General features: G+C 68.7%; 20 protein-coding genes. 11 read left to right on the top strand and 9 right to left on the bottom strand.

Going from position 1 to position 24321, the window contains the following annotated elements:
- Window positions 1–4 precede the first annotated feature (4 nt).
- Both VEW47_12810 and VEW47_12805 read left to right on the top strand, forming a co-directional pair.
- A complete protein-coding gene (locus VEW47_12810) occupies window positions 5–1747 on the top strand; it encodes an ABC transporter ATP-binding protein (protein HYS06065.1) in 1743 nt (580 codons plus the stop codon).
- Window positions 1744–3597 carry an ABC transporter ATP-binding protein gene (locus VEW47_12805; GenBank protein HYS06064.1) on the top strand — a complete coding sequence of 618 codons (1854 nt, stop codon included), beginning with the start codon at window positions 1744–1746 and terminating at the stop codon, window positions 3595–3597. The genes VEW47_12810 and VEW47_12805 overlap by 4 nt, the downstream gene beginning before the upstream one ends.
- Here VEW47_12805 and VEW47_12800 read toward each other — a convergent pair.
- Window positions 3532–3879: an MGMT family protein gene (locus VEW47_12800; protein ID HYS06063.1), complete on the bottom strand. Its 348-nt coding sequence runs from the start codon at window positions 3877–3879 to the stop codon at window positions 3532–3534. The two genes, VEW47_12805 and VEW47_12800, sit on opposite strands and share 66 nt — an antisense overlap.
- A 46-nt stretch (window positions 3880–3925) precedes the next feature.
- Here VEW47_12800 and VEW47_12795 point away from each other — a divergent pair, with 46 nt between their 5' ends.
- Window positions 3926–4984: a P1 family peptidase gene (locus VEW47_12795; protein ID HYS06062.1), complete on the top strand. Its 1059-nt coding sequence runs from the start codon at window positions 3926–3928 to the stop codon at window positions 4982–4984.
- Here the strand turns inward: VEW47_12795 and aroC are convergent.
- Entirely contained in the window at window positions 4981–6150 is a 1170-nt protein-coding gene (aroC, locus tag VEW47_12790) for a chorismate synthase (GenBank protein HYS06061.1), read from the bottom strand. The two genes, VEW47_12795 and aroC, sit on opposite strands and share 4 nt — an antisense overlap.
- 239 nt (window positions 6151–6389) lie before the next feature.
- On the opposite strand from aroC, the gene VEW47_12785 reads away from it, so the two are divergent.
- Genes VEW47_12785 through tsaE form a run of 3 tightly spaced genes read left to right on the top strand, consistent with a single transcriptional unit; the run spans window position 6390 to window position 9075 of the window.
- The gene (locus tag VEW47_12785; protein ID HYS06060.1) at window positions 6390–7964 is read left to right on the top strand and encodes an NAD(P)H-hydrate dehydratase; all 1575 of its coding nucleotides are present in this window, start codon (window positions 6390–6392) and stop codon (window positions 7962–7964) included.
- Window positions 7961–8620, top strand: coding sequence for a GNAT family N-acetyltransferase (locus tag VEW47_12780; GenBank protein ID HYS06059.1), 660 nt, complete (start codon window positions 7961–7963; stop codon window positions 8618–8620). The genes VEW47_12785 and VEW47_12780 overlap by 4 nt, the downstream gene beginning before the upstream one ends.
- A gap of 8 nt (window positions 8621–8628) precedes the next feature.
- Window positions 8629–9075, top strand: coding sequence for a tRNA (adenosine(37)-N6)-threonylcarbamoyltransferase complex ATPase subunit type 1 TsaE (gene tsaE / locus VEW47_12775; protein ID HYS06058.1), 447 nt, complete (start codon window positions 8629–8631; stop codon window positions 9073–9075).
- On the opposite strand, the gene guaB is transcribed toward tsaE, so the two are convergent.
- From guaB to VEW47_12760, 3 genes are all read right to left on the bottom strand, one after another.
- Window positions 9060–10523, bottom strand: a complete 1464-nt coding sequence (gene guaB / locus VEW47_12770) for an IMP dehydrogenase (GenBank protein HYS06057.1) — start codon at window positions 10521–10523, stop codon at window positions 9060–9062. The genes tsaE and guaB overlap by 16 nt on opposite strands.
- Before the next feature lie 43 nt (window positions 10524–10566).
- Window positions 10567–13263: a preprotein translocase subunit SecA gene (secA, locus tag VEW47_12765; protein ID HYS06056.1), complete on the bottom strand. Its 2697-nt coding sequence runs from the start codon at window positions 13261–13263 to the stop codon at window positions 10567–10569.
- Window positions 13264–13460: 197 nt separating this feature from the next.
- Entirely contained in the window at window positions 13461–14360 is a 900-nt protein-coding gene (locus VEW47_12760; protein HYS06055.1) for a peptidoglycan DD-metalloendopeptidase family protein, read from the bottom strand.
- Between the two features lie 342 nt (window positions 14361–14702).
- On the opposite strand from VEW47_12760, the gene VEW47_12755 reads away from it, so the two are divergent.
- The gene (locus VEW47_12755) at window positions 14703–15815 is read left to right on the top strand and encodes a glycoside hydrolase family 3 N-terminal domain-containing protein (GenBank protein HYS06054.1); all 1113 of its coding nucleotides are present in this window, start codon (window positions 14703–14705) and stop codon (window positions 15813–15815) included.
- Between the two features lie 24 nt (window positions 15816–15839).
- Here VEW47_12755 and VEW47_12750 read toward each other — a convergent pair whose 3' ends face one another.
- Window positions 15840–16727: a phosphoribosylaminoimidazolesuccinocarboxamide synthase gene (locus VEW47_12750; GenBank protein ID HYS06053.1), complete on the bottom strand. Its 888-nt coding sequence runs from the start codon at window positions 16725–16727 to the stop codon at window positions 15840–15842.
- A 211-nt stretch (window positions 16728–16938) separates the two neighbouring features.
- Here VEW47_12750 and VEW47_12745 point away from each other — a divergent pair, with 211 nt between their 5' ends.
- Window positions 16939–18123: an ABC transporter substrate binding protein gene (locus tag VEW47_12745; GenBank protein HYS06052.1), complete on the top strand. Its 1185-nt coding sequence runs from the start codon at window positions 16939–16941 to the stop codon at window positions 18121–18123.
- Window positions 18124–18158: 35 nt separating this feature from the next.
- Here the strand turns inward: VEW47_12745 and VEW47_12740 are convergent, their stop codons facing one another.
- On the bottom strand, window positions 18159–18845 hold the full coding sequence (locus VEW47_12740; GenBank protein ID HYS06051.1) for an MgtC/SapB family protein: 687 nt from the start codon (window positions 18843–18845) through the stop codon (window positions 18159–18161).
- Between the two features lie 90 nt (window positions 18846–18935).
- Between VEW47_12740 and VEW47_12735 the strand changes: the two genes are divergently transcribed.
- Window positions 18936–20120, top strand: a complete 1185-nt coding sequence (locus VEW47_12735; protein ID HYS06050.1) for a Do family serine endopeptidase — start codon at window positions 18936–18938, stop codon at window positions 20118–20120.
- A 31-nt stretch (window positions 20121–20151) separates the two neighbouring features.
- Here the strand turns inward: VEW47_12735 and VEW47_12730 are convergent, their stop codons facing one another.
- Entirely contained in the window at window positions 20152–23367 is a 3216-nt protein-coding gene (locus VEW47_12730; GenBank protein HYS06049.1) for a DNA polymerase III subunit alpha, read from the bottom strand.
- A 77-nt stretch (window positions 23368–23444) separates the two neighbouring features.
- On the opposite strand from VEW47_12730, the gene VEW47_12725 reads away from it, so the two are divergent.
- Together VEW47_12725 and VEW47_12720 are read left to right on the top strand one after the other, a co-directional pair.
- Complete coding sequence (locus VEW47_12725) at window positions 23445–23795, top strand: type II toxin-antitoxin system RelE/ParE family toxin (protein ID HYS06048.1); 351 nt, start codon at window positions 23445–23447, stop codon at window positions 23793–23795.
- Window position 23796: 1 nt separating this feature from the next.
- The gene (locus tag VEW47_12720) at window positions 23797–24111 is read left to right on the top strand and encodes a helix-turn-helix transcriptional regulator (protein ID HYS06047.1); all 315 of its coding nucleotides are present in this window, start codon (window positions 23797–23799) and stop codon (window positions 24109–24111) included.
- Between the two features lie 8 nt (window positions 24112–24119).
- Here the strand turns inward: VEW47_12720 and VEW47_12715 are convergent.
- The coding region (locus VEW47_12715) for a hypothetical protein (protein ID HYS06046.1) at window positions 24120–24321 on the bottom strand (202 nt) is incomplete at its 5' end.

The raw sequence follows: 24321 nt of genomic DNA, 5'->3' as shown, positions 1-24321 counted from the left end.
GCGCGTGTCGTTGATCCTCCGTTACCTTCGACTCTACCGCAGGCCGTTCCTCCTGGGACTTCTCTGCCTCATCGTGACCAATGCCCTGACGCTGATCATCCCCTGGCTGTTGAAGGAGGCGATCGACTCCCTGGGTCCGGGCCCGCGCCCCGTCCCGTACTGGTCTTACGCCCTGGCCATCGTCGCGGCCGCGCTCGTCCTGGCTGTGATCCGCACCTGGTCGCGCCTGCACATCCTCGGCGCCTCCCGGCGCATCGTCTACGACATCCGCAACGACCTGTTCGCGCACCTCCAGACCCTGCCGGCGTCGTTCTACGCCCGCCACCGCACCGGGGAAATCATGTCCCGCGCGGTGAACGACCTGATGCTGATTCGATCGCTGTTCGGACCCGGTATCCTCAGCGTCCTCAATGTGGTCCTGCTGTACTCCGCGGGGCTCCCTCTCATGGCGCTCCTCGATCCGACCCTGACCCTTGCGGCGGTCCTCCCCTACCCGATCATCCTGGCCGGCGTGTTCCGGGTCAGCCGGACGATCCATGAGCGCAGCAACCGGACACAGCAGCAGCTGGCCGAGATCAGCAACGAGGCCCAGGAGACCTTGAGCGGCATCAACATGGTCAAGGCCTACTCTCGCGAGGCGGGGGAGGTCGAGGCGTTCGCCGAGCTCAGCCGGGAGTACCGGCGCCGCTCGCTCCTCCTGGCCAGGAGCCGCGGGCTGATCGTGGCCCTGATGGGAGGCATCGACAAGACGAGCACGCTCGTGGTGCTCTGGATCGGCGGGCTCCACGTCATGGCCCACACCCTCACGCCCGGCGCCCTGATCGCCTTCCTGGCGTACCAGACGCTCCTGTCCGGGCCGACCGTGATGATGGGCTGGGTCCTCGGCGTGTTCCAGCGGGGATTGGGGGCGATCCAGCGCGTCCAGGAGATCCGGTCGCAGACCAGCGACCTTCCCGGCGACCGGGCCCCGGGGCCGGGTCCCGAGATCAGCGGCTCCGTCGCCTTCAGACGCCTCGACTTCTCGTATCCGGACGGAGGACGGGAGGCACGACCGATCCTCCAGGGGATCGATCTCGATGTGCCGGCGGGAACCACCGTAGGAATCGTCGGCCCGGTCGGGGCGGGCAAATCGACGCTGGTCCAGCTCGTGGCCGCCGTCCATCCGGTTCCCGCGGGGGCCATCCGGATCGACGGGCGGGACCTCAACACGATTCCGACCGCCCATCTGCGCGCCCATCTCGGCGTCGTCCCGCAGGAGACCTTCCTGTTTTCGCGCAGCATCGCGGAGAACATCGCGCTGGGACGTCCCGCGGCCTCCAGGAGGCGCATCGAAGAGGTGGCGCGGGTTGCGCAGATCACGCGCGACCTTCCGGATCTGCCCCAGGGCCTGGATACGCTCGTGGGGGAGCGCGGCGTGACCTTGTCCGGCGGTCAGCGCCAGCGCGTGGCCCTGGCCCGGGCCCTCCTCCTCGATCCACGCATCCTGATCCTGGACGACGCCTTGAGCAGCGTCGACGCGGACACGGAGGAGGCGATCCTGACCGGTCTCCGCGAGTTCATGCGCCGTCGCACCACATTCGTGGTCTCCCACCGGGTCTCGACCGTGATGGGGGCCGACCGGATCCTGGTCCTCGAGGACGGTCGCGTGGCGGAGACCGGTAGCGCCGCGGAGCTCCTGGCGCGGGACGGACCGTTCGCGCGCATGCACAGGCAGCAGCAGATCGAGAGGGAGCTGGAAGGACTGTGAGCGGCACCGGAACGGCGCACGACGACGAAGTCCTCGGCAAGGCCTACGACGCCCGCCTGATGCGGCGGCTCCTGGAATTCGTCCGGCCTCAGGCACGTTTGATCGCCCTGTCGGTCGCCCTGATGTTCGTGGTCATGGGGGCGAACCTTCTCCAGCCCTATCTGCTGAAGATTTTCTTCGACGAGCATGTGACGCGGGGCGACCGGCACGGCCTCGCCGCACTCGTCCTGATTTACCTGGTCACGGTCACCGTCGAGCTCCTGGCGCGTTACGGCCAGCTCTATTCCATGGAGCTGACGGGGCAGAACGTCATTCTGCACCTGCGTGACCGGGTGTTCCGCCACCTTCTGTCGCTCGATTCGGCCTTCTTCGATCGTTATCCCGTCGGTCGCCTGATGACCCGCGTCACGACCGACATCGAGGCTCTCGCCGACCTGTTCTCCTCCGGGGTGGTGTCGCTCCTGGGAGACAGCGTCAAGCTCCTCGCCATCGTCGGCATCCTCCTGTGGCTCGACTGGCGGCTCGCCCTGGTCACCTTCGCCATCACCCCCGTCCTGTTTCTCCTGTCGGCCATGCTCCGCGGCCGCATCCGCCAGTCATACCGGGACGTGCGCCGGCGCATCGCGCGCATCAACGCCTACCTGCAGGAATCGATCTCCGGGATGCTCCTGGTGCAGCTGTTCCGGCGCGAGGACGTGAATCGGGGGGAGTTCGACGCGATCAACCGCGACCACCGGGACGCCGAGCTGCGCTCGGTGGTCTACGAATCGGGCTTCTCCGCGATCATCGAGATGGTGAGCAACGTGGCGACCGCGCTCATCCTCTGGTACGGAGGAGGAAGCATCGTGCGCGGCGCGGTGACGATCGGGACCCTCGCCGCCTTCCTGAACTACACCTCCCGCTTCTTCGGCCCCATCCAGGACCTGTCGGGGTTCTACGCCGTCCTGCAGGCGGCCATGGCGTCCCTGGAGCGGATCTTCTCCCTGCTGGACGAGCGCCCGGCGATCACCTCGCCCGCGACGCCCGTGGCGCTGCCGGATCGGGTCGCGGGGAGGATCGAGTTCGAGAACGTGCGCTTCGCCTACCGGGATGGAGGGGACGTGCTGCACGACATCCGGCTGCGCGTCGAGCCGGGGGAGAGGGTGGCCATCGTGGGCGCGACCGGATCCGGAAAGACGACTCTCATCAAGCTTCTCATCCGCCTCTACGACCCCGGCTCCGGAACGATCCGCATCGACGGACGGGACATCCGCTCCTTTCCCCTCGCCTCCCTGAGGCGCCAGGTCGGTGTCGTCCAGCAGGACCATTTCCTGTTCACGGGGACCGTCGCCTCGAACATCGCCTTCGGCCGGCCCGGCCTGCCGCCGGAGCGCATCGAGGAGGCGGCGCGTCTCGTCCACGCCGACCGATTCATCCGGCGCCTCCCGAAGGGGTTCGGGGACGAGGTGCGGGAGCGCGGCAGCAACCTGTCGGTGGGTCAGAAGCAGCTGCTGTCGTTCGCCAGGGCCCTGGCCTACGACCCGGCCGTGCTGGTTCTGGACGAGGCGACATCGAGTGTCGACACGGAGACCGAGATCCTGATCCAGGACGCCCTGCGTCTCCTGCTCGAGGGGCGCACGTCGATCGTCATCGCCCACCGTCTCTCGACGATCGTGGGGGCCGATCGCATCCTGGTGATGCACCACGGCCGGATTGTCGAGGAAGGGACGCACCGCGCCCTGCTCCTCCTGCGCGGCATCTACCACAGACTGTACCAGCTGCAGTTCGGGCTGGAGAGCGACCCCTCAGGAGGAGCGCCCTGGGCCGGCCCACCGGTAACGACGCAGGTCGATCCGGCCTCCGGTCAGTAGCACGATTCCCTCGCGCCGCAGCGCCGCGGCCTGGCGCGACGCTCCCCCGCCGTCCCAGCCGCGCAGGCTGATCGATCCCTGCGCGTTGATCACGCGATGCCAGGGCACCGGCCGGCCCTTCACGCGGTGACCGGACGGAAGGGCACGGAGCGCCCAGCCGACCGTGCGCGCCCCATGGACCAGCCCCGCCATGCGGGCGATCTGCCCGTAGGTCGCGACCCGGCCGCGCGGCACCCTGGCCACGAGCCGCCAGATCCTCTCGAACGCGGGGATGTCCTTCACGACACTCGCCTGATGAACGCCGGGCCGAGGGAGGCTCGGCCGGCGCATGCTAGCATACGGTCGCATGCCCGGCGCCCGTCCCGCCTCGAGCCTCACCGACGTCCCGGGGTTTCGCGTCGGGCACGCGACGGACAGCCGCGGCCTCACCGGCTGCACGGTCGTGCTGTGCGGCGACGGCGCCGTCCCCGGCCTCGATGTCCGCGGTCTCGCGGCCGGTCTGCGCGACACCGGTCCCTGCGAGCCCGCGCACCTGGTCCCCGTCGTGCACGCGCTCCTCCTGTCCGGCGGCAGTGCCTACGGCCTCGATGCCGCGGCCGGTGTGATGTCGTTCCTCGAGCGACGGGGGATCGGCTTCCGCGTGCGCGACGCCATCGTGCCGATCGTCCCGGCTGCGATTCTCTTCGATCTGTCGGCGGGGAGCCCGCGCGCCCGCCCCACCCCCGCCATGGCCCGGCGCGCCTGCCGGGCGGCCTCCTCGCGGCCGGTTCTCCAGGGGAACGTGGGCGCGGGGACGGGGGCCAGCGTGGGCAAGATGCATGGCATCCGGCGCGCCATGAAATCGGGCCTCGGCTCGGCGTCGCGTCGTAAGGGCGCGCTCGTCGTGGGCGCCCTGACCGTGGTGAACGCCTGGGGCGACGTCATCGACCCGCGCACCGGCTCGATCGTCGCGGGTCTGAGGGACCGCCCGGACGGCTCCGCTCTCCCCGGCACGACGCGGGAGCTTCTGCGTGCCGGGCTCCCGTTCCGTGCCGGAGCGGGTGCCCGCGCCCGCGGGCGCCCGGCCGCGACGGGGGACGCTCCGCCTCCTCCCTCCACGACGCTGGGCGTGGTGGCGACGAACGCCCGGCTGACCAAGGTCGAGGCCACCTCCGTGGCGAGAGCGGCCCAGGTCGCCTGCGCGCGCTGCATCGCTCCCGTCTGGACGCGCTTCGACGGGGACGTCGTGTTCTGCCTGTCGCGCGGCAGGGTCCGGGCCGACCCTCTCGTGGTGGGGGCCCTGGCGACCGAGGCGATGCAGGAGGCGATCCTGCGGGCGGCGCTTCTGGCCCGCGCCGTGGCGGGACTGCCGGCGGCGCGCGATCTCGATCGCCGCGCCGATCTCTAGAATTCCCGGAGCTGCTCGAGATATCCCCGGTGGTTCCGGGTGATCTCCTTGAGCGAGTCGCCGCCGAACTTCTCCAGGAACGCCTCGGCCAGGACGAATGCGGTCATCGCCTCGCCCACGACACCCGCGGCGGCGATGGCCGATACGTCGGTGCGCTCCACCTGCGCCTGGAACTCGTCCTTCGATTTGAGATCGACGCTGTGCAGGGCCTTGGGCAGCGTGGACAGCGGCTTGACGTAGACCCGCACACGGATCTCCTCGCCGTTGGTGATGCCCCCCTCCAGGCCGCCGGCGTGATTCGAGGTGCGGTAGAAGCGCCGCGCCGGCCGGTCGTAGTGAATCTCGTCGTGGAACTCCGACCCCATCCTTCCCGCGGCTTCGACGCCGTCCCCGATCGCGATCGCCTTGATCGACTGGATCGAGCAGATCGCGGCCGCCAGCCGGGCGTTCAGGCGCAGGTCCCAGTGCCTGTGGCTCCCCAGACCGGGGGGAACGCCGCGCGCCACGACCTGGAACGCGCCGCCCACGGAGTCGCGCGCCTGCATGGCGCGATCGATCTCCTCGACCATCCTCTGCTCGACTCCGGCGTCCGCGCAGCGCAGCGGCGACCCTTCCGCCGCCACGATCCGATCCCACGGCACCTCGGTCAGGGGAGGGAGCGCGGCCGCTCCCAGCGACACCGTGTGGCTCGCCACCTCCACGTCGAACTCCCGCAGGAACTTCTTGCACACCGCCCCCACGGCCACGCGCGCCGTCGTCTCGCGCGCCGAGGCCCGCTCGAGGATGTCGCGAGCGTCCTCCACGTCGTGCTTCAAGGCCCCGGCCAGATCGGCGTGCCCGGGCCGCGGGCGCGTGACCCGCTTGCGCTCGACGTCCTCGACGTCGACCGGTTCGATCGCCATCGCCTTCTGCCAGTTCGCCCAGTCGCGGTTGGCGATCTGGAGCGCGATCGGGCTGGCGAGGGTGCGCCCGTGCCGCACGCCGGAAAGGATCGCGACCCGGTCCTGCTCGATCTTCATCCGCCCGCCGCGCCCGTAGCCGTGCTGCCGGCGCTTGAGCTCGACGTCGATGTCGGCGGCCAGGAGCCCGAGCCCCGCCGGCATCCCGTCCAGGATGGCGACCAGGGCCGGACCGTGCGATTCCCCTGCCGTCAGAAAACGCAGCACGTCGGCTCCGCAAGTGTGCCGCTCGTCGCAATTTCGCGACAGATCGAGCGGAGCGGCGATTATCCTTGACCCTTCGCGACCCTGTCAACGCGCCGTCCGGCGCGGAAAACGGTCACCGCGCTCGTCCGTGAGGGGCGTCGCCGAGACGGGAGGGCTTCGCTTGATTCCGACCGGTGACCTGTGTAAAGTGGGCCACTTCCCGGGGGGCCGCCGTAGTGGAAATACTGACCTCGCAACAGATGCGCCATATCGACAGGCGCGCCGTCTCCCGGTTCGGTGTGCCCGAAATCGTCCTGATGGAGAATGCCGGTCTGAGGCTGCTCGAGGTCCTGCAGCGCATCGAGGGGGATCTCAGGACGCGGCGCATCCTGCTTCTGTGCGGGCGTGGAAACAATGGGGGAGACACCTTCGTCCTGGCGCGGCACCTCCACAACCAGGGGATTCCGTTCGCCGCCCTCCTGTTCGGCCGGCGCCGCGACGTGCGCGGCAGCGCCCTCGTCAACCTCAAGGCCCTCACGCGGCTCGGCGCGCCGCCGCGCGAAGTGACCGGGCGGGGCGAATGGAGGACCGCCCGCGCCCTTCTCGACACGAGCGATCTGATCGTGGACGGGATCCTCGGCACCGGGCTGTCGAGGCCCGTGCAGGGGTTCCTCGCGACGGTCATCGAAGACGTGAACGCGGCGCGTGCCCTGGTGCTGGCCGTCGATGTCCCGAGCGGTCTGTCGGGCGATTCCTTCGAGATCCCGGGGCCCTGCCTGCGGGCGGACCACACGGTCGCTTTCGTCCGGCCGAAGCTCCCTCACGTGTTCCCTCCCGCCGAGTCGATGTGCGGGCGACTGCACGTGGTCGACATCGGGCTGCCGAACGAGGCGGTCGTCGCCGAGCGGGCCGACCTGGACCTGCTGCGCGCGGAGGAGCTCTCATCCCTCCTGCCGAAGCGCCGGGCCGACAGTCACAAGGGGGACTACGGTCACGCCCTGGTGGTCGCCGGGTCGCGCGGCAAGGGCGGGGCCGCGCGGATGTCGGCTCTCGGCGCGCTGCGCGCGGGCTGCGGCCTGGTGACCGCTGCCGTGCCGAGCGGTCTGCAGTCCGGCTTCGTCTCGCGGGCGATGGAAGTGATGACCGAGGGACTGCCCGAGACCCCGGAGGGGACCCTGGCCGAATCCGGGCTCAATCGGATCCTGGCCCTTCTCGAGGGGAAGCAGGCGATCGGCATCGGCCCGGGATTGACCACCCATCCGGAGACGTGCAGGATCGTCCGCGATGTGGTGCGCCGGGCGCGCGTGCCGGTCGTCCTGGATGCCGACGGCGTGAACGCCTTCGCGGGGAACGAGACGGCCCTTTCCGGACGGCTCCGCCCGCTCGTCCTGACCCCCCACCCGGGAGAGATGGGGCGTCTCCTGGGGATGTCCGGCAAGGACGTGCAGTCCCGCAGATTACAGCTGGCGCGCGAGTTCGCGCGTCGCCATCGCTGCCATCTGGTCCTCAAGGGACACCGGACGCTGGTCGCGACACCCGAGGGCCGGGTGCACGTGAATCCCACCGGCAATCCTGGCATGGCCACCGGCGGGTCCGGGGACGTCCTCACCGGCCTCCTCCTGGGTCTTCTGGCCCAGGGGATCGAGACCACCGACGCGGTCAGGCTGGGTGTCTACCTGCACGGGCTGGCCGGCGACCTCGCAGCGGCCGAGGTGGGCGAGGCGCCGCTCATCGCGCGCGACATCCTGCAGCACTTCCCCGCGGCGCTCCTGAGTCTCCGCCCGCCGCGGAGCAACGAACGAGCCGAGGCTCGCGGCGCCCGGAGGACCGGATGAAGGACAACCAGGGAACGACGTCTTCGGGCCAGCGCGCGGCCGGTCCATCGGGCTCGGTGATCGCCGGGGCGCCGCGGGGCGCGCCCGGCCGGGGGGTCTCGTCCGTCGCCGCGCGCGCGGCCATCCTGCGGGTGGTCATCCGTCCCGCCCGGCCCGGCGATCTGGAGGAGGCGACGCTCGTCGAAAGGAGGGTGTGGGGCCGGCTGGGCGCTTCGTTGAACGAGCTGCAGAGGCGCCTGTTCGCGCTGCCCGAGGCGTTTCTGCTCGCCGAGCTGCAGCGCCCCGGCCAGGCGCCCCGGATCGTCGGCCTGACCAACGGACTCCTGTGGACGCGTGACTTTCCGCGATCCTACCTCGACTACGAGCGGATCCTGCCTTCCGCATCCCACAATCCGCGCGGGGACGTCCTGTATCTCGCTTCGGTGGGCGTGGAGCCGAATCTCCGCGGTCACGGCATCGGTCTGCGTCTCGTCCAGGAGGCGATCGAGGTGGGCCGCCGCCGCCACCTGAAGCAGGTGCGGCTGATCGGTAACAGCCGATCGCGTCCGCTCCACGAGCGCGCCGGTCTCGAGGTCGTCCGCACACTCCCCCGGCTGTTCCGGCAGCACCGCGACCTCATGCCGCAACCGGTGCTCATGGAACTGTCGCTCGTCTGAACGACCGGATGCCCTCCCGGACCCTGGTCACGCGCTCGGAAGAGGAGACCCGCCTCCTCGGACAGGACCTGTCGCGGAGCCTCCTGGCGGGAGACGTAATTCTTCTCACCGGCGATCTGGGCATGGGCAAGACCGTCTTCGCCCGCGGCATCGCCCAGGGCCTGGGCGTGTCCGAAGAGGATGTGCGCTCCCCCTCCTTCACCCTGGTGAATCGCTACGACGGCCGGGTGACGCTCTACCACATCGATCTGTACCGTATCGACCGGCCGGAAGACCTGGACGAGCTGGGGCTGGAGGAGATTCTCGGGGTGGACGGGATCGCCGTCGTGGAGTGGGCCGAGCGTCTGGGACCCTACCATCCGGAGCGCGTCGTCTCCGTCCGTCTCGTCGACCGCGGCGGCGATGTCCGCGAGATCACGATCGAGGACCGGCGGTCCTCTCACTCCATCCGGTAGTTCGGGGCTTCCTTGGTGATCACCACGTCGTGCGCGTGGCTCTCCTTGAGACCCGCGCTCGTGACGCGGATGAAGCGCGCCTGCTGCCTGAGAGTCTCGATGTCCGCGGCGCCGCAGTACCCCATCCCGGCGCGCAGGCCGCCGACCATCTGCGGGACCAGCGCCTGCAGCGAGCCCTTGTAAGGGACCATCCCCTCGATCCCCTCGGGCACGAGCTTGTCTTCCGCGGCCGCGTCCTGGAAATATCGATCGGCGCTGCCCCGCCGCATCGCCCCGATCGACCCCATCCCGCGGTAGGCCTTGAACGTCCGGCCCTGGTAGAGGATCGTCTCGCCGGGCGCTTCCTCGGTGCCGGCGAAGAGCGATCCGATCATCACCGAGGAAGCCCCGGCGGCCAGGGCCTTGGTGATATCGCCGGAGAACTTGACGCCGCCGTCGGCGATGAGCGGGACGCCGTGCCGCCGCGCCGCGAGCGCGCTCTGGGCGATGGCGGTGATCTGCGGCACGCCGACCCCCGTCACCACGCGCGTCGTGCAGATCGATCCGGGTCCGACTCCGACCTTGACCGCGTCGACGCCCAGCTTCATCAGGTCCTCGGCGGCCTCCTCGGTCCCGACATTCCCCGCGACGAGGTCCACGCCCGAGAGCGTCTTGCGCAGCCTGCGCACCATGTCCATAACGCCGGCCGAATGGCCGTGCGCCGTGTCGACCACGATGACGTCCGCGCGCGCCTCCACGAGCAGGCGGGCCCGCTCGATCTCGTCGGGCCCGACGCCCACGGCGGCGCCGACGCGCAGCCTGCCGAGCGCGTCCTTGCACGCGTGGGGGTACTTGATCATCTTCTGGATGTCCTTGACGGTGATCAGGCCCTTCAGGTGGTAGTCCCGATCGACGACCAGAAGCTTCTCGATCTTGTGCTTGTGCAGGATCGACTTGGCCTCCTCGAGCGTCGTGCCGACGGGGACCGTGACCAGGTCCTCCTTCGTCATCACCGCCGAGACCGGAAGATCGGTGCGGGTTTCGAATCGCAGGTCGCGGTTCGTCAAAATTCCGAGCAGGCGGCCGCCCCGGTCGGTGACCGGCACGCCCGAGATCTTGAACCGCTGCATCAGCTCGAGCGCCTCGGCGATCTTCTGTTCCGGCCCGATGGTGACCGGGTCGACGATCATGCCGCTCTCGGAGCGCTTCACTTTGTCGACCTCGGCCGCCTGCGCCTCCATCGGCAGGTTCTTGTGCACGATGCCGATGCCGCCCTGCTGGGCCATGGCGATCGCCAGCCGGGAGTCGGTGACCGTGTCCATGGCCGCCGAGACCAGAGGGATGTTGAGCCGGATGTTGCGGGTAAGATGCGTCGTGACGTCGACCCGGCTCGGCACGACGTCCGAGCGGGCGGGCAGCAGGAGCACGTCGTCGAAGGTCAGCGCGTCCGGGATCGCTCCATCCAGCATATGCGTCGGCACCTCGGGCCGCGGTGCGGCCCCGTCGATCGTTCTAGACCCGCGCTCCATGCGGGGCCGCGGGCCGGGCCGGAGTCCCGCTCCCCTCTTCCGAACCGTGGCACTTCTTGTATTTCTTTCCCGACCCGCAGGGACAGGGATCGTTCCGGCCCACGCGGGCGCCGGCGCGCTGCGCCGGCTGGGGCGCCTCTTTCGCCGGGGCGCTGTACGTCAGGTCCCGCTCGCGGCGGGTGCGCATCTCCTTCTGCTGGGTCGCCACCGCGGCGTCCATGCGCCACAGGTTCATGATGATCTCGTCTTCGATCCGCTCCTTCATCAGCCCGAACATGACGAAGGATTCCTTCTTGTACTCGGTCAGCGGGTCGCGCTGGCCGTAACCCCGCAGGCCGATCCCCTCCTTGAGGTGGTCCATCGCCAGCAGGTGGTCCTTCCAGGCGGTGTCGATGACATAGAGCATGAGGGCGCGCTCGTGCTGGCGCATGGCGTCCCCGCCCATGGTGCGCTCCTTCTCCTCGTAGCGCGCCTGGACCTGCGCCCAGAGACGCTCGCGCAGCTCCGGGGCGCTCACCTTCGACCAGTCGATCCCGAGCGTCTGCACGTCGAGACCGAAGTACCGCAGGAGACCGTTCCGCAACTCGTCGGTCTGCCAGTCCTCGGGGTCCGCGTCGGCCCCGCAGGTCGAGTCGAGGAGGTAGTTCAGGATCTCCTCGGCTTTCTGCAGCAGGTATTCCTTCTGGCCTTTCCCTTCGAGCAGCTCGCGGCGCAGGCGGTAGATTTCCGTGCGCTGCTTGTTGTTGACGTCGTCGTACTCCAGGAGGTGCTTGCGGATCTCGAAGTTGCGCGCCTCGACCTGCTTCTGGGCCCGCTCGATCGCGCGGGTCACCATGCGGTGCTCGATCGGGACCCCCTCCTCCATGCCGAGGCGTTTCATCAGGCCGGAGATGCGGTCCGACCCGAAGATGCGCATCAGGTCGTCCTCGAGGGACATGTAGAACCGGGACGAGCCCGGGTCGCCCTGGCGCCCGGCGCGGCCGCGCAGCTGGTTGTCGATACGCCGCGCCTCGTGCCGCTCGGTGCCCAGGATGTGCAGCCCCCCGAGCGCCACGACCTGGTCGTGCTCGGTGACGCAGCGCGCTTGGTGCCGCTCCATCCTCTCCTTCCACTGCTCGGACGTCACGGTCGCCGGGTCGATCCCCTGCTCCCCGATCTCCCGGCGCGCCAGGAACTCGGCGTTGCCCCCGAGCAGGATGTCGGTGCCGCGCCCGGCCATGTTGGTGGCGATGGTCACCGCCTGGAGCCGCCCGGCCTGCGCGACGATCTCGGCCTCCTTCTCGTGGTACTTGGCGTTCAGGACGACATGCGGGATCCGTCGCTTCTTGAGGAGCTCGCTCAGGTGTTCCGACTTCTCGATGGAGATGGTGCCGACCAGGACCGGCTGCCCTTTCTTGTGCAGGTCCTCGATCTCCTCGACGACGGCGTCAAACTTCTCCCGCTCCGTGCGGTACACCACGTCCGCGTTCTCGACGCGGATGAGCGGCCGGTTCGTGGGGGCGATCATGACCTCGAGTCTGTAGATCTTGTCGAACTCGACGGCCTCCGTGTCGGCGGTCCCGGTCATGCCGGCGAGCTTGCCGTACATCCGGAAGTAATTCTGGAAGGTGATGGTCGCGAGGGTCTGGTTCTCCTTCTGGACCTTGACCTTCTCCTTGGCCTCGACCGCCTGGTGCAGGCCGTCGCTCCAGCGGCGGCCCGGCATCAGGCGGCCGGTGAACTCGTCCACGATGATGACCTGCCCCTCCTTCTCCACGTAGTCCACGTCGCGCCTGAACAGGACGTGCGCTCTGAGCGCCTGCTGGACCGCGTGGTTCAGCTCCATCTCACCGGGGTCGTACAGGTTCTCGACCCGCAGGAGGGTCTCGGCCTTCTCCACACCCTCCTCGGTGAGCGCCACCGTGCGCGCCTTCTCGTCGACGGTGTAGTCCTCCTCCTTCTTCAGGCGCGGGATGATCGTGTCGGCTCGGGCGTAGATCTCGGTCGATTCCTCGGAGGGGCCGGAGATGATGAGCGGCGTGCGCGCCTCGTCGATGAGGATCGAGTCGACCTCGTCCACGATCGCGTAGTGATGTCCGCGCTGCACCATGGCGTCCAGCGAGTACTTCATATTGTCCCGCAGGTAGTCGAACCCGAACTCGTTGTTGGTGCCGTAGGTCACGTCGGCGGCGTAGGCCTCCTTCCGGGCGGCGTCGTCCATGTCGTGCTGGATGACGCCGACGCTCAGCCCCAGGAAGCGGTAGATGGGGCCCATCCAGGCCGCGTCGCGCCGCGCCAGGTAGTCGTTCACGGTGATCACGTGGACGCCCTTGGCGGTCAGGGCGTTCAGGTAGGCGGCCAGGGTCGCGACCAGGGTCTTGCCCTCGCCGGTCTTCATCTCGGCGATCTTGCCGTGGTGCAGGACCATGCCGCCGATGAGCTGGACGTCGAAATGCCGCATGCCGACGGTCCGCCGGCCGGCCTCGCGGCAGAGGGCGAACGCCTCCGGCAGGACGTCGTCCAGGGAGGCGCCCTCCTGCACGCGCTGTTTCAGCTCGAGAGTCCTGGCCCGGATCTGATCGTCGGTGAGGAGGCGCACGCCGGGCTCGAGGAGGTTGATGGCGGCGACCCGAGGCTGCAGCTTCCTGAGCTCGCGCTCGTTCTTGGTGCCGACGATTTTCTTGAGGATGGCATCGATCAACATCGGGGTGTAGGTTTCGACCTCCGCCCCCCGCGGGGGGCCTCGACCCTGGGAGCGCGCTGTGGAGGGATCGGATCCAGGGACTGCCAAGCCCGACGCGGCTTCACCGGGACCGGATTGGAACGCCGCAGCACGGCCCAGATCGCCTGCGCGAAACTATAGCAGAATGGAGCGCGAAGTCAAAGCCGGACGGAGATTTAGAACGACCTGTACTCTTCCAGGATGTACTTGATGGGGTCGACGTTGCGCTGGTGCACCAGGAGCTCGTAGTGCAGGTGCGGCCCGGTGCTGCGCCCGGTGGTGCCGACCATCCCGATGACATCGCCGCGCTTGACCCGCTGCCCCACCTTGACGTTGTAGGCGGAGAGGTGGCCGTACCGTGTGATGATCCCGTAGCCGTGGGAGACGAAGATCGAGTTGCCGAATCCGCCGCTCTGGCCGACCCGGGTCACGATGCCGTCGGCCGGGGCCACCACCTTGGTCCCGATCGGTGCCACCAGGTCGAGGCCCTGGTGGAAGTCGCGCATCCCCGTGAACGGGTCACGCCGCCAGCCATAGCCGTTCCCCAGGAGCCCGTGCACCGGGTAGATGCTGGGGGTCGACGACAGCAGGAGCGACTGCTTCTGGAACGCCACGTCGAGCACCCGGAAGGTGTCCTGGAGGACGCCGGAGCGCTCCTTCAAGGTGTTGATTTCGGACTCGATGACGGCCTGCGACGCCTTCGGCGACAGCCCCTTGAGATCGAAGGAGCTCCCCCCCGCGGCGAGCTGCTGGGACTGGGGATCCTCCACCCCGGCCAGCATCGCGAACTTGGTCGCCTTGGTCTCGAACTCAGCCAGCCGCGAGCGCAGGTCAGCCAGGGACTCGTCGAACTTCTCGTTCGCCTTCCGCAGCTCCTGGTTCTCCTGGGACATCCTCTGGAGGTTCGCGGACAGCTGGCTGGAGCGGAGGAGATAATGAGGAAACATGAGGCCGGCGGTAAAGACCAGACCGAGGAAAGAGCCTGCCGCGATGAGGAAGTTCCGGGAAATCTTGATGCGCCGGAACTTCGCGGCGGCATGCGGGACAATCATGATGGTGTAGAACTTCTTGTTCATCACCTGCCCCCTGATTTGGTTGCTGAAAAGCTGCCGATGCTACCATCGGATTTCGGGCAAGTCAAGAAAACGGGGCCCGAATGTCACCACAAGATACAGTGGTGACAGTGCTTCTCGCTACCAGATCTGGCCTTCCTCCTTGAATCCATCCTCCTGCCTGTCCATCTAAGTATGCATTATCGGGTGACTGAACTATAAATCACTTATTTCGCATATCTACGAGGCCAATTTAGCTTCGCGAGGGGCGCGGGTCAAGCGCCGTAACAAAATCGTTAGAGGAATGCCCAGTGGGACGCCCCCTTGCCTTGCAGGGTCCGCCACCATCGATTACAGTACGACTCGATGCCGGTCGGCGCTCTTTCCCTCGAGGAACAGGTCGGGCAGCTCTTCTGGATCGGATTCCAGGGGACGACTCTGGGAGCCCCGCTCCGGTCGCTCCTGGGCCGCGTGCAGCCGGCGGCCATCATCCTTTTTGCCCGGAACATCGAGAATGCTCCCCAGGTTCGCTCTCTCATCCAGGACGTGAACGGCATGCTGAAGATCCCCCCCTTCGTGGCGCTCGATCAGGAGGGTGGACGGGTCAACAGGCTCAAGCCGATCCTCGGACCGATCCCGGCGAATTTCCTCCTCGCCACCCGGGAGGACCCGGCCGACGCGGTCAGGCGGCAGGCCGGCGCCATGGCCACGGCGCTCAGGACGCTCGGCTTCAACGTCAACCTGGCCCCGGTCCTCGACCTGTCGGGACCGGACGGGCGGAACGGCATCGGCGATCGAGCCTTCGGAAAGGACCCCGGGACGGTCTGCCGGCTGGGCCGGCTCTTCCTGGAGGCCCATCTGAAGAGGGGCGTCGTCCCGGTGGGCAAGCATTTTCCGGGACTGGGGTCGGCCGGGGGGGACACCCATCTGACCCTGCCGATCATCTCGAAGACTCGGGCCCGGTTGTACGACGAGGACCTGCTCCCCTACCGCCGGCTCAAGCGGCTTCTCCCGATCGTCATGGCGGGGCACGCCTCCTACCCGGCCCTGCAGGGGCGCTCGACCGGCCCGGCGACCCTGTCGAGAGCCGTCATCGATGGCCTCCTTCGCCGTCGGCTGCGCTACCGGGGGGTGATCGTCACGGACGATCTCGAGATGGGAGCCGTGGAGCAGAAGCAAGGGGCGGCCGCCCAGGCCCTCGCCGCCCTCTCGGCGGGCAACGACGGGCTGATGTTCTGTGGCTCGGAGGAGAAGATCCTCGCGGCCTACGAGGGGGTCCTCGCGGCGGCGCGCCGGGGGGAAATCAACGCGAAGCGCCTCATCCTTTCGCTCGACAGGATCGGGGCGGTCAGGACCGCCTACCTCAAGAAGCGCCGCGCCCCCCGCGACCCGGCCGCCGCGCTGGAGCGTTCGCGCCGGGCCATCGCGGCCCTCGGGGCGGACGACATCGCGGGCTTCGACCCTACCGCCCGATCCTGACGCTGCGGCGGCGCGGGAGCGTCCCTACTCGAGTGTCCTGCCTGTCAGTCTCTTGAAGATGTCCAGGTAGCGTTTCCGAGTCCCTTCGACGATCTCGTCCGGGAGACGCGGCGCCGGTGGGTTCTTGTCCCAGCCGACCGACTCGAGGTGATCGCGCACGTACTGCTTGTCGAGGGACGGCTGCGGTCCGCCGGGTCTGTAGCTCTCCCGGGGCCAGAAACGCGAGGAGTCTGGAGTGAGGACTTCGTCGGCCAGGACCAGACCCTCCCGATCGCGGCCGAACTCGAACTTCGTGTCGGCGATCAGAATGCCGCGTGACTCGGCGTGCTCGCAGGCGCTCTTGTAGATCGCCAGGCTGAGATCGCGCACCCTCTCCGCGTCCGCGCGGCCCACCAGGTCGACGACCTTGGCGAAGGGGATGTTCTCGTCGTGCCCCGTGACCGCCTTCGTGGACGGAGTGAAGATCGGTTCCGGAAGCCTCGACGACTCCTGGAGTCCCTCCGGAAGCCGCACGCCGCAGACCGTCCCCGTCTTCCGGTAATCCTTGAACCCCGACCCGGCCAGGTAACCGCGCACCACGCACTCGATCGGCAGCATCTCGAGACGTTTCACGACGACCGAGCGACCGCCAAGGACCTCGGCGTGCGGCGCCAGGGGTCCGGGAAACCGCTCCACCCTGTGCTCCTTCAGATGATTTCGGACCAGCCCGGCCGTCATCTCGAACCAGAAGATCGAGATCTGGTTCAGGACCTTCCCCTTGTCCGGGATGCCGTTCGGGAGGATGTGATCGAAGGCGGAGATCCGATCGGTCGAGACGATCAGCAGGGAGTCTCCCAGGTCGTAGTTGTCCCGCACCTTGCCGCTACCCAGCAGCTTCAATCCGGGGAACTCGGTCTTCAGGAGAGCCTTCATCGTCCGGCGCCTTCTCGATGCCCGCGCATGGGCCTGGGCTGAAGGGGCGCATCCTAGGACGTCTTCGGACGCTGTGTCAATGCCGCGCGGGGGCCCCTCGCCCATTGACCTGCCGGCCGCAGAGGCCTATAAGTGGGGATAAGAACGCTGCCACCTTGGTTCGGGGGTCCAGCGAAGTCGGGTCGCCGTCCCGGGCGCCCTGGAGGTCCCGATGATCAGAAGACGCCGATCGCTCTTTCTGGCGGCGGCACCCCTCGCCTGCCTCTTCCTGTCCATCACACTGCAGGCCTCGCAGGAGGTCGCGACGATCTCCGGTGTCGTGGCCGACGCTTCCGGAACGCCCATCCCAGGCGCCATCGTGACGATGAGCGGCGACGGTATCACGACCAGCCGGGCGACCACGGACGCGCGCGGACGCTACCGCTTCCCCGCGATTCCTCCGAATCACACCTGCTCGGTGAGCGCCGAGGGGACGGGGTTCCGTTCCCTGGCCTATTCGGGGATGTTCTCCGAGGCGGGCCGCACCCGCACGGTCAATTTCCGTCTGAAGCACCCGGGGGACCGCGACATCGTGGCGCTCGTCACCCGCGACCCGTTCCCGTACGAGGAGTTCATCCGCGGCTTCGAGACGCATGTCGGTGTCCCGGTGCGTGTCGTCGAGCTCGACCGCGAACGGGATGCCGCCGAGACGGTCAGGCGCGTCCGAGCCGAGCACCCGGACCTCATCGTCGGCGCCGGTCTTCGCGCGGCCCGTCTGATCCGGCGGGACGTCCCGGACATCCCCTCGATCCTGACCCTGATCACCGACCCGCGTCGTTACGACCTCGAGGCCGAGACGATCGGTTTTCTGATCAACCAGCCGGACTCCGACCGCCTGTTCGAGCGTGTCGCCTCGGTCCTGCCCCACCTGCGCCGCGTCGGGCTGGTGTACCAGGCCGACACCTCCTCGCTCCTGGCGCGCGACCTGAAGGACAGCGCGCAGCACCGCGGGCTGACGGTGGAGCTCCGACTCTGCCGCACGACCGGCGAGCTGCTGCCGGCCCTCAACGGATTGCGGGGAAGGATCGACGTTCTCATCGCGCCCAACGACGACCTCACCTCCACGCGTCGCGCGCAGGACATCATCACCTCCTGGTCCCTGAAGAACCACGTGCCGCTGGCCGTCCCGACGCCGGAATGGGTGGAGCGCGGCGCGCTGTTCTCGTACGGCGCGTCGTACGAGAGGCTGGGAGAGGAGACCTCACGCGTGGCCCAGGAGATCCTGCGCGGCGTTTTTCAGCCGTCCGACTTCAAGATCCTGCGCTCCAGGGAGTTCGAGCTGGCCGTGAACGGGTCCACGGCGAAGCTTCTGGGCCTCGAGATCCCGAGCGGGCTGCAGGTCGAGACGACCTACTGAGCGGGGAGCGGGGTCGTCCCCTCCGCAGTCGAGGGTCAGCGCAGGGGCCGGACTTCACGCACGCCCTCGATCTTCCACAGCTCCCCCAGGAACTTCTTGTGGTGGGGGTGGGCGTCGCAGTACGGGACGGTCAGGACGAGGTGGTCCCCCGCCCGCCTGAGGTTGAACGCCTCGAGGGGTCGTCCGAGGGAACGCAGGGCGTGCTCGATTTCGCGCCGTGTCCGCCCCTGGTCGTCGTCGAAGGCGATCTGCAGATCGTAGAAGATACAGCGCCGGAACACCCGCCGCTCCAGCAGTCCCAGCCCCACCAGCACCAGGAGCACCAGACCCGTGGTGATGACCCCGATGATGCTGTACCCCGCGCCGATGGTCATGCCGACCGCCGACACCACCCAGATCATCGCCGCCGACGTCAGGCCGGTGATCCGTCCCCGCGACTGGATGATCGTGCCGGCGCCGAGGAAGCCGATCCCCGCCACCACCTGCGCCGCGATGCGGCCGGGATCGGCCGGTCGCCCGACCGCGACGACCATGGCGACCTGCGCCGACAGCCACATGAACAGCATCGACCCGAGACAGATGAGGATGTTGGTGCGGAAGCCGGCCGGCTTGTTCTTGATCTCGCGCTCGACCCCGATGAGACCGCCGCAGGCGATCGCCAGGAGCGCCTTCGGCAGGAAATCGATCACCAGGGGACTCATCGTCTGCCAGGACTCGAGCACGTTCGTTCTCCTCCTCGAAGACCGATCGGACCGCGGGTATAATTACATCCTTTTTCAGAGGGATGCAATGAACCGGCGTCCTCGCACCGCATGAAGCCCGCGACCGCGCTCGCTCTTCTCGCTACGGGCGCATTTCTGGGGGCGGCGCTGTCCGCCGTGGTCCCGGCCGGCCGCGCCGTCCCGGCGGCTGCGATGGACAGCGGTCCGGCTGCGGGGGCCGCGCCGGCTTCCCCCGTCGTCCCGGCGGTGCCGTCTCAGGACGGCTACGCCGCCGTGGCCCGCGCCGTCATGCCGGCGGTCGTGAACATCTCGTCCCTCAAGGTGATCCGCACCTACGAGTACTCGCCGTTTCTGGTCGATCCGTTCTTCCGCGACTTCTTCGGGCAGCAGTTCCCGGGTCTCGTCGTGCCGCGCGAGAAGCGCGAGATGAGTCTGGGCTCCGGCGTGTTCGTCGACGAGCGCGGGACCATCCTCACCAACTATCACGTCGTCGAGCAGGCCCAGGAAGTCAAGGTGGCCCTGTCGGACGGACGTGAGACCAAGGCGCGCATCCTGGGGGCCGATCAGCGCACCGATCTCGCCGTCCTGCGGGTCGAGAAGGATTCCCTGCCGCACGCCGCCATGGGCGACTCGGAAAAGATGGAGGTGGGCGACGTCGTCCTGGCGGTCGGCAATCCGTTCGGCCTGGGCGAGACGGTCACCATGGGGATCATCAGCGCCATCGGCCGCGGCAGCCTGGGCCTGGCCGACTACGAGGACTTCATCCAGACCGACGCAGCGATCAACCCGGGCAACTCCGGCGGTGCTTTGGTGAACACCCGTGGCGAGGTGATCGGCATCAACACCGCGATCTACTCGCGCTCCGGCGGCTACCAGGGGATCGGCTTCGCCATCCCGTCCAACATGGCGCGTGACGTCCTGGACAGCATCGTGAAGACCGGCCGGGTGGTGCGCGGCTACACCGGCCTCGCGATCCAGGGGCTGACGCCGGAGCTGGCGCGCGCCTTCGGACTGGACGACGCGCGCGGCGCCGTCGTGGCGGGCGTCGATCCGGACGGGCCGGCGGCCGAGGCCGGTCTGAGGCGCGGCGACGTGATCGTCTCGTTCCGCGGCCGCCCGGTCGTCTCGGACAACGACGTGCGCACCCAGCTGTCGCGTCTCAAGCCGGGTGAGCGGGCCGTCCTGGAGATCGTGCGGGACGGCCACCGCCGGGAGGTGACGATGGTCCTGTCCGAGCCGCCGGCCGAGCCGGCGCAGCGCCGGCGCCGGGGCTGAGGCCGGGCGCGATTCCGCGGTTCTCTCTGCATCATGAAGGACCCGCGACCGCGTCATTGTAATCGCGATCGGGCGGCGCCGGGCGCTGCGCGCCGCGACCCGGCGCCGCGCGGTCGAGAAACTCCACGTCCTCGACCGTCATCGCCAGCGCGCCGAAGTCCTCCTCGATCCTCCCCCTCAGCACGTACGGCCGCGCCGTCGTCAGCATCCGGCAGAAGCGCTCGTAGACGCGCGGGAAGAAGGTCGTCTCGTAGATCGCCGTGGTGTCCTCGAAGGAGATGAACTCCATCGGCTCGTCGTCTTTCGTGGTCACGACCTTGCCCGTGATCAGCCAGCCGATCGTGGTCACGCGCCGGCCGACGTGCTCCTTCAGGGCGGTGGCGCGCACCGGTATCGTGCCGGATCGCCGCAGCGCCAGGAGGTGCCCGCGGTACAGCGTCAGCGGATGGCGGCTCACCAGAAAACCGAGCGTGTCCGCCTCGTCCCGCAGGAGATGCTTCTCGTCGTACGACCGCGGCTCGGGCAAAGGGCCGAGATCGGGAGGAAACAGCGAGCGCGCCGCCGAGCACCGCCCCCCCGTCTTCACCTCCCACTCGGCGAGGCGCCAGTGCAGGCGCGGCCGGATCGCCAGGTCCGGGGCGGCTCGGGCCGGACGGCCGTTCGCGCCGAAGCCGACGGCGTCGAACACACCGGCGCGGATGAGGAGCCGCGCGTCGGAGGGATCGATCGGCACGCGCCTGAGGAACTCGTCGAACGAGGCGAACGGCCCGCCCCCCTTCCGCTCTCCGACGACCGCCTCGACCGCCTCGTCGCGCAGCCCCTTGATCTGCATCAATCCGACGCGCACCCGCCGGTCCCGCCCGGTGTACGCCTTGTCGCTGTCGTTGACGTCGGGCGGCAGGACCTCGAGCCCCATCCGCCGGCACTCGGAGACGTAGGCGAAGGTCGAGTAGTAGCCGCCGCCGTTGCTGATGACCGCCGCCATGAATTCCGCCGGGTGGTGCGCTTTCAGGTAGCAGGACTTGAACGACACGAGCGCGTACGACGCCGAGTGCGGCTTGCAGAACGAGTAGCCGGAGAACGACAGGATCATCCGCCAGACTTCCTCGACGACGTGCGGCGCCACGCCGCGCGCGAGCGCGCCCCGGGTGAACTGCTGCCGGTAGTCCTCGACCTTCTTCCCCGCCCATTTCTTCGACAGGACCTTGCGCAGCCCGTCCGCCTCGGCGTCGGTGAACCCGGCCATGCGGATAGCCGTGCGCGCCACGTCCTCCTGGTAGCACATGATCCCGTAGGTCTCGTGCAGCACCTCGTCCAGGATCGGGTGGAGCGACGTCCAGGCGCCGCCGCGCAGCCGCCTCACGTACTCGCGGATGTAGTCGTTGGCCGCCGGCCGGATCATCGACGAGTGGATGACCAGGTGCTCGAAGTCGCCGCGGCGCGTCTTCTGCTGCAGCTGCCGCATGGCGGGCGACTCGACGTAGAACACCCCCATCGTGTCGCCGTCGCGCATCTTCTCCTGTGTGCGCGGATCGTCGATCGGATCGAACGAGCCGTACGGCAGGTCCGGCCCGCCCGCCGCGCGCACCGCGGCGCAGGCGTCGCGGATGACCGACAGCGACCTGTTCCCCAGGAGATCGATCTTCACCAGGCCGGCCTCCTCCGCCTGGTCCTTCTCCCACTGGATGACCCGCACCCCCTTGGCGGCGCGCTCGACCGGCACGTGGCGTTCGACGCCCTCCGGGGCGATGACCACGCCGCCGCAGTGCACCGACAGGTGGCGCGGGAAGCCGTCGAGACGCGCGGCCGCGCGCAGGATCTCCGGCCACGGCGGCCGCGCCAGCATGCCCCCCTGCTTCGGGTCGAACTCCCCGCCGCGGAACAACGGACTGCGCGCCGTCGCCTCGAGCGCCGTCTCGGCCCCCCAGTAGCGCGACAGGCCGGTCGCAACCCGGGCGATCTCGGCGTCGGGCAGGCCGTACACCTTCGCCACCTCGCGCACCGCGGCGCGCGCCCTGAAGGTGACGTGGTTGGCGATCATCGCGGTGCGCTCCTCGCCGATCGTCTTGAACACCCAGTCGAGCAGGTCGTCGCGCTCGTCCCAGCAGAAGTCCACGTCGATGTCGGGGGGATCGACGCGGCCGCGGTTCAGGAAGCGCTCGAAGTACAGGTCGTGCCTGATCGGCTCGACGTGCGTGATGCCGAGGACGTAGGAGACGATCGACGCCGCCGCCGAGCCCCGGCCACAGGTACGAGGCGAGCGCTTCACGATCTCCTGCACGACGAGGAAGTAGTCGGCGAACCGCTTGTCGCGGATGATCCCCAGCTCGTGGTCGAGCCGGGCGCGCACGGCGGGGGTGATGGCACCGTAACGCCGGCGCGCCCCCTCCTCGCAGCGCGTCTTCAGCAGGGTAAACGAGTCGCCCCCCGGGTCCGCCGGTGCGCCGTCGATCGACAGATCGGCGAAGCGCGGGAAGACGAGCGCGCCCCAGGGCGGCTTATCGAGGACGCACTCCTCGGCGATGCGCGCCGTCGCCGCGAGCGCCTCCGGGCAGTGCGGGTAGGCGCGCTCCATCTCGGCGGGCGGCTTCAGCCACGCCTGGGACGAGGCCAGCTCTTCAGGCGGGACGCGGTCGAGCGTCGTGTTGAGGGCGATGGCGCGCAAAAGCCGGTGCAGGTCGAAGCCGCCCGCGTCCACGAAGTGCACGTCGTTGACCGCGACCGGCTCGATCCCGAGCCGCCGCACCGCGCGCAGCCTTTCGAATGTCCCCTCCGCGGCCGACGGGGCGGCCGACGACCTCAGCGCCAGGTAGAGGTCGCGCGGTCCTTTCGCCTCGAGCGCCGCCCGCAGGACGGCGAGCGACGGCGACAGAACGAGAAGCCCCGCCGAATCATCCCGCAGCGCGTCCTGGACCGAGAAGCCGGGGTCGAGGTGCCGCCGCGTCAGGATGCGGCAGAGGTTGGCGTACCCCTCAGCCGTCTTCACCAGGAGCGTCGCCCTCTCCCCCGCCCGCGCGCGCCCCGCCTCGGGCGACGTCACCTCGGCCCCGAGGATCGGCCGCAGTCCGCACTCCAGGGCGATCTCCCGGAAACGGACGACCCCGTACAATCCGTCGACGTCGGTGCAGGCGATCGCCCGCATGCCGCGCCCGGCCGCGGCATCGCACAGCGCCTCCAGGCTCGAAGCACCGCGCATCAGGCTGTAGTGCGAACGGACTTGGAGGTGGACAAACCCGGGATCGTTCACGGCATCAACTCCGTCGTCCCCAACAGGCATCTCCACTTTGCGCTTGACCGTACATACAAGTACTTATATATTGAGCCGTGTCCGACAAGCGGCTCCAGTGGCTCGGCAGCTCGCGCAGGGACATTCGCGCTTTTCCCAGGGCTGCCAGGCGACTGGGAGGGTTTCAGCTTCGCCGTGTCCAGCAAGGCTTGGAGCCGCTGGATTCGAAACACATGCCAACCATCGGGCCGGGAGTCCGGGAGATTCGGATCCACACGGCGCTCGAGCACCGCGTCCTGTATGTCGCCAAGTTCGTGGAGGCCGTCTATGTGCTCCATGCGTTCGAGAAGCGCACGAGAAAGACACCTAAAGTCGACGTAGAACTCGCCAGCGAACGATTCCGAGCTCTGCTCGCTCAGCGGCGTACTGGGCATTTGACGGGAGGATAGAGTGACCACGAAGCTCAAGGTAACGCCCTCGACCGGCAACGTGTTCCGGGATCTCGGCTTCCGTCGCGAGGAGGCCGAGCATCTTCTTGTCCGCGCGGATCTGATGATCCAGGTCCAGAAGCTCATCACGACTCGCCGCCTCAAGCAGCGGGAGGCAGCGAAGGTGCTGCGCGTGTCCCAGCCGCGCGTCAGTGACCTTCTCCGCGGTCGGATCGATCTCTTCAGCACCGACGCTCTCATCGACATGTTGGCTCGCCTCGGAGCGCGGGTTCACCTGAGCGTCAAGCCAGGCCGTCGGAACCTGAAAGTCGCATAAGGCACCTGTCACCGCCGGCGGACCGGCTCATCGCCGGACGTCGGGTGTGTGCCGAACAGGTCGAAGCGCTGCGAGAACACCGTGGCGAAGCTGTACCCGGCGACCTGCCAGAACCAGACGCTCGTCACCAGGAACCCCAGCCCCAGGCCGAGGAGTCCGACAAAGGAGATCGCCAGGGCGGCGAGCGTGATCCCCCACGCGTGCCAGTAG

Source organism: Candidatus Dormiibacterota bacterium, assembly GCA_035635555.1.
In the GTDB taxonomy this organism is placed as follows: Bacteria; Acidobacteriota; Polarisedimenticolia; order Gp22-AA2; family Gp22-AA2; genus Gp22-AA3.
The sequence above is the reverse complement of the archived record's forward strand: the minus strand, read 5'-3'. Positions and strand labels throughout refer to the sequence as shown.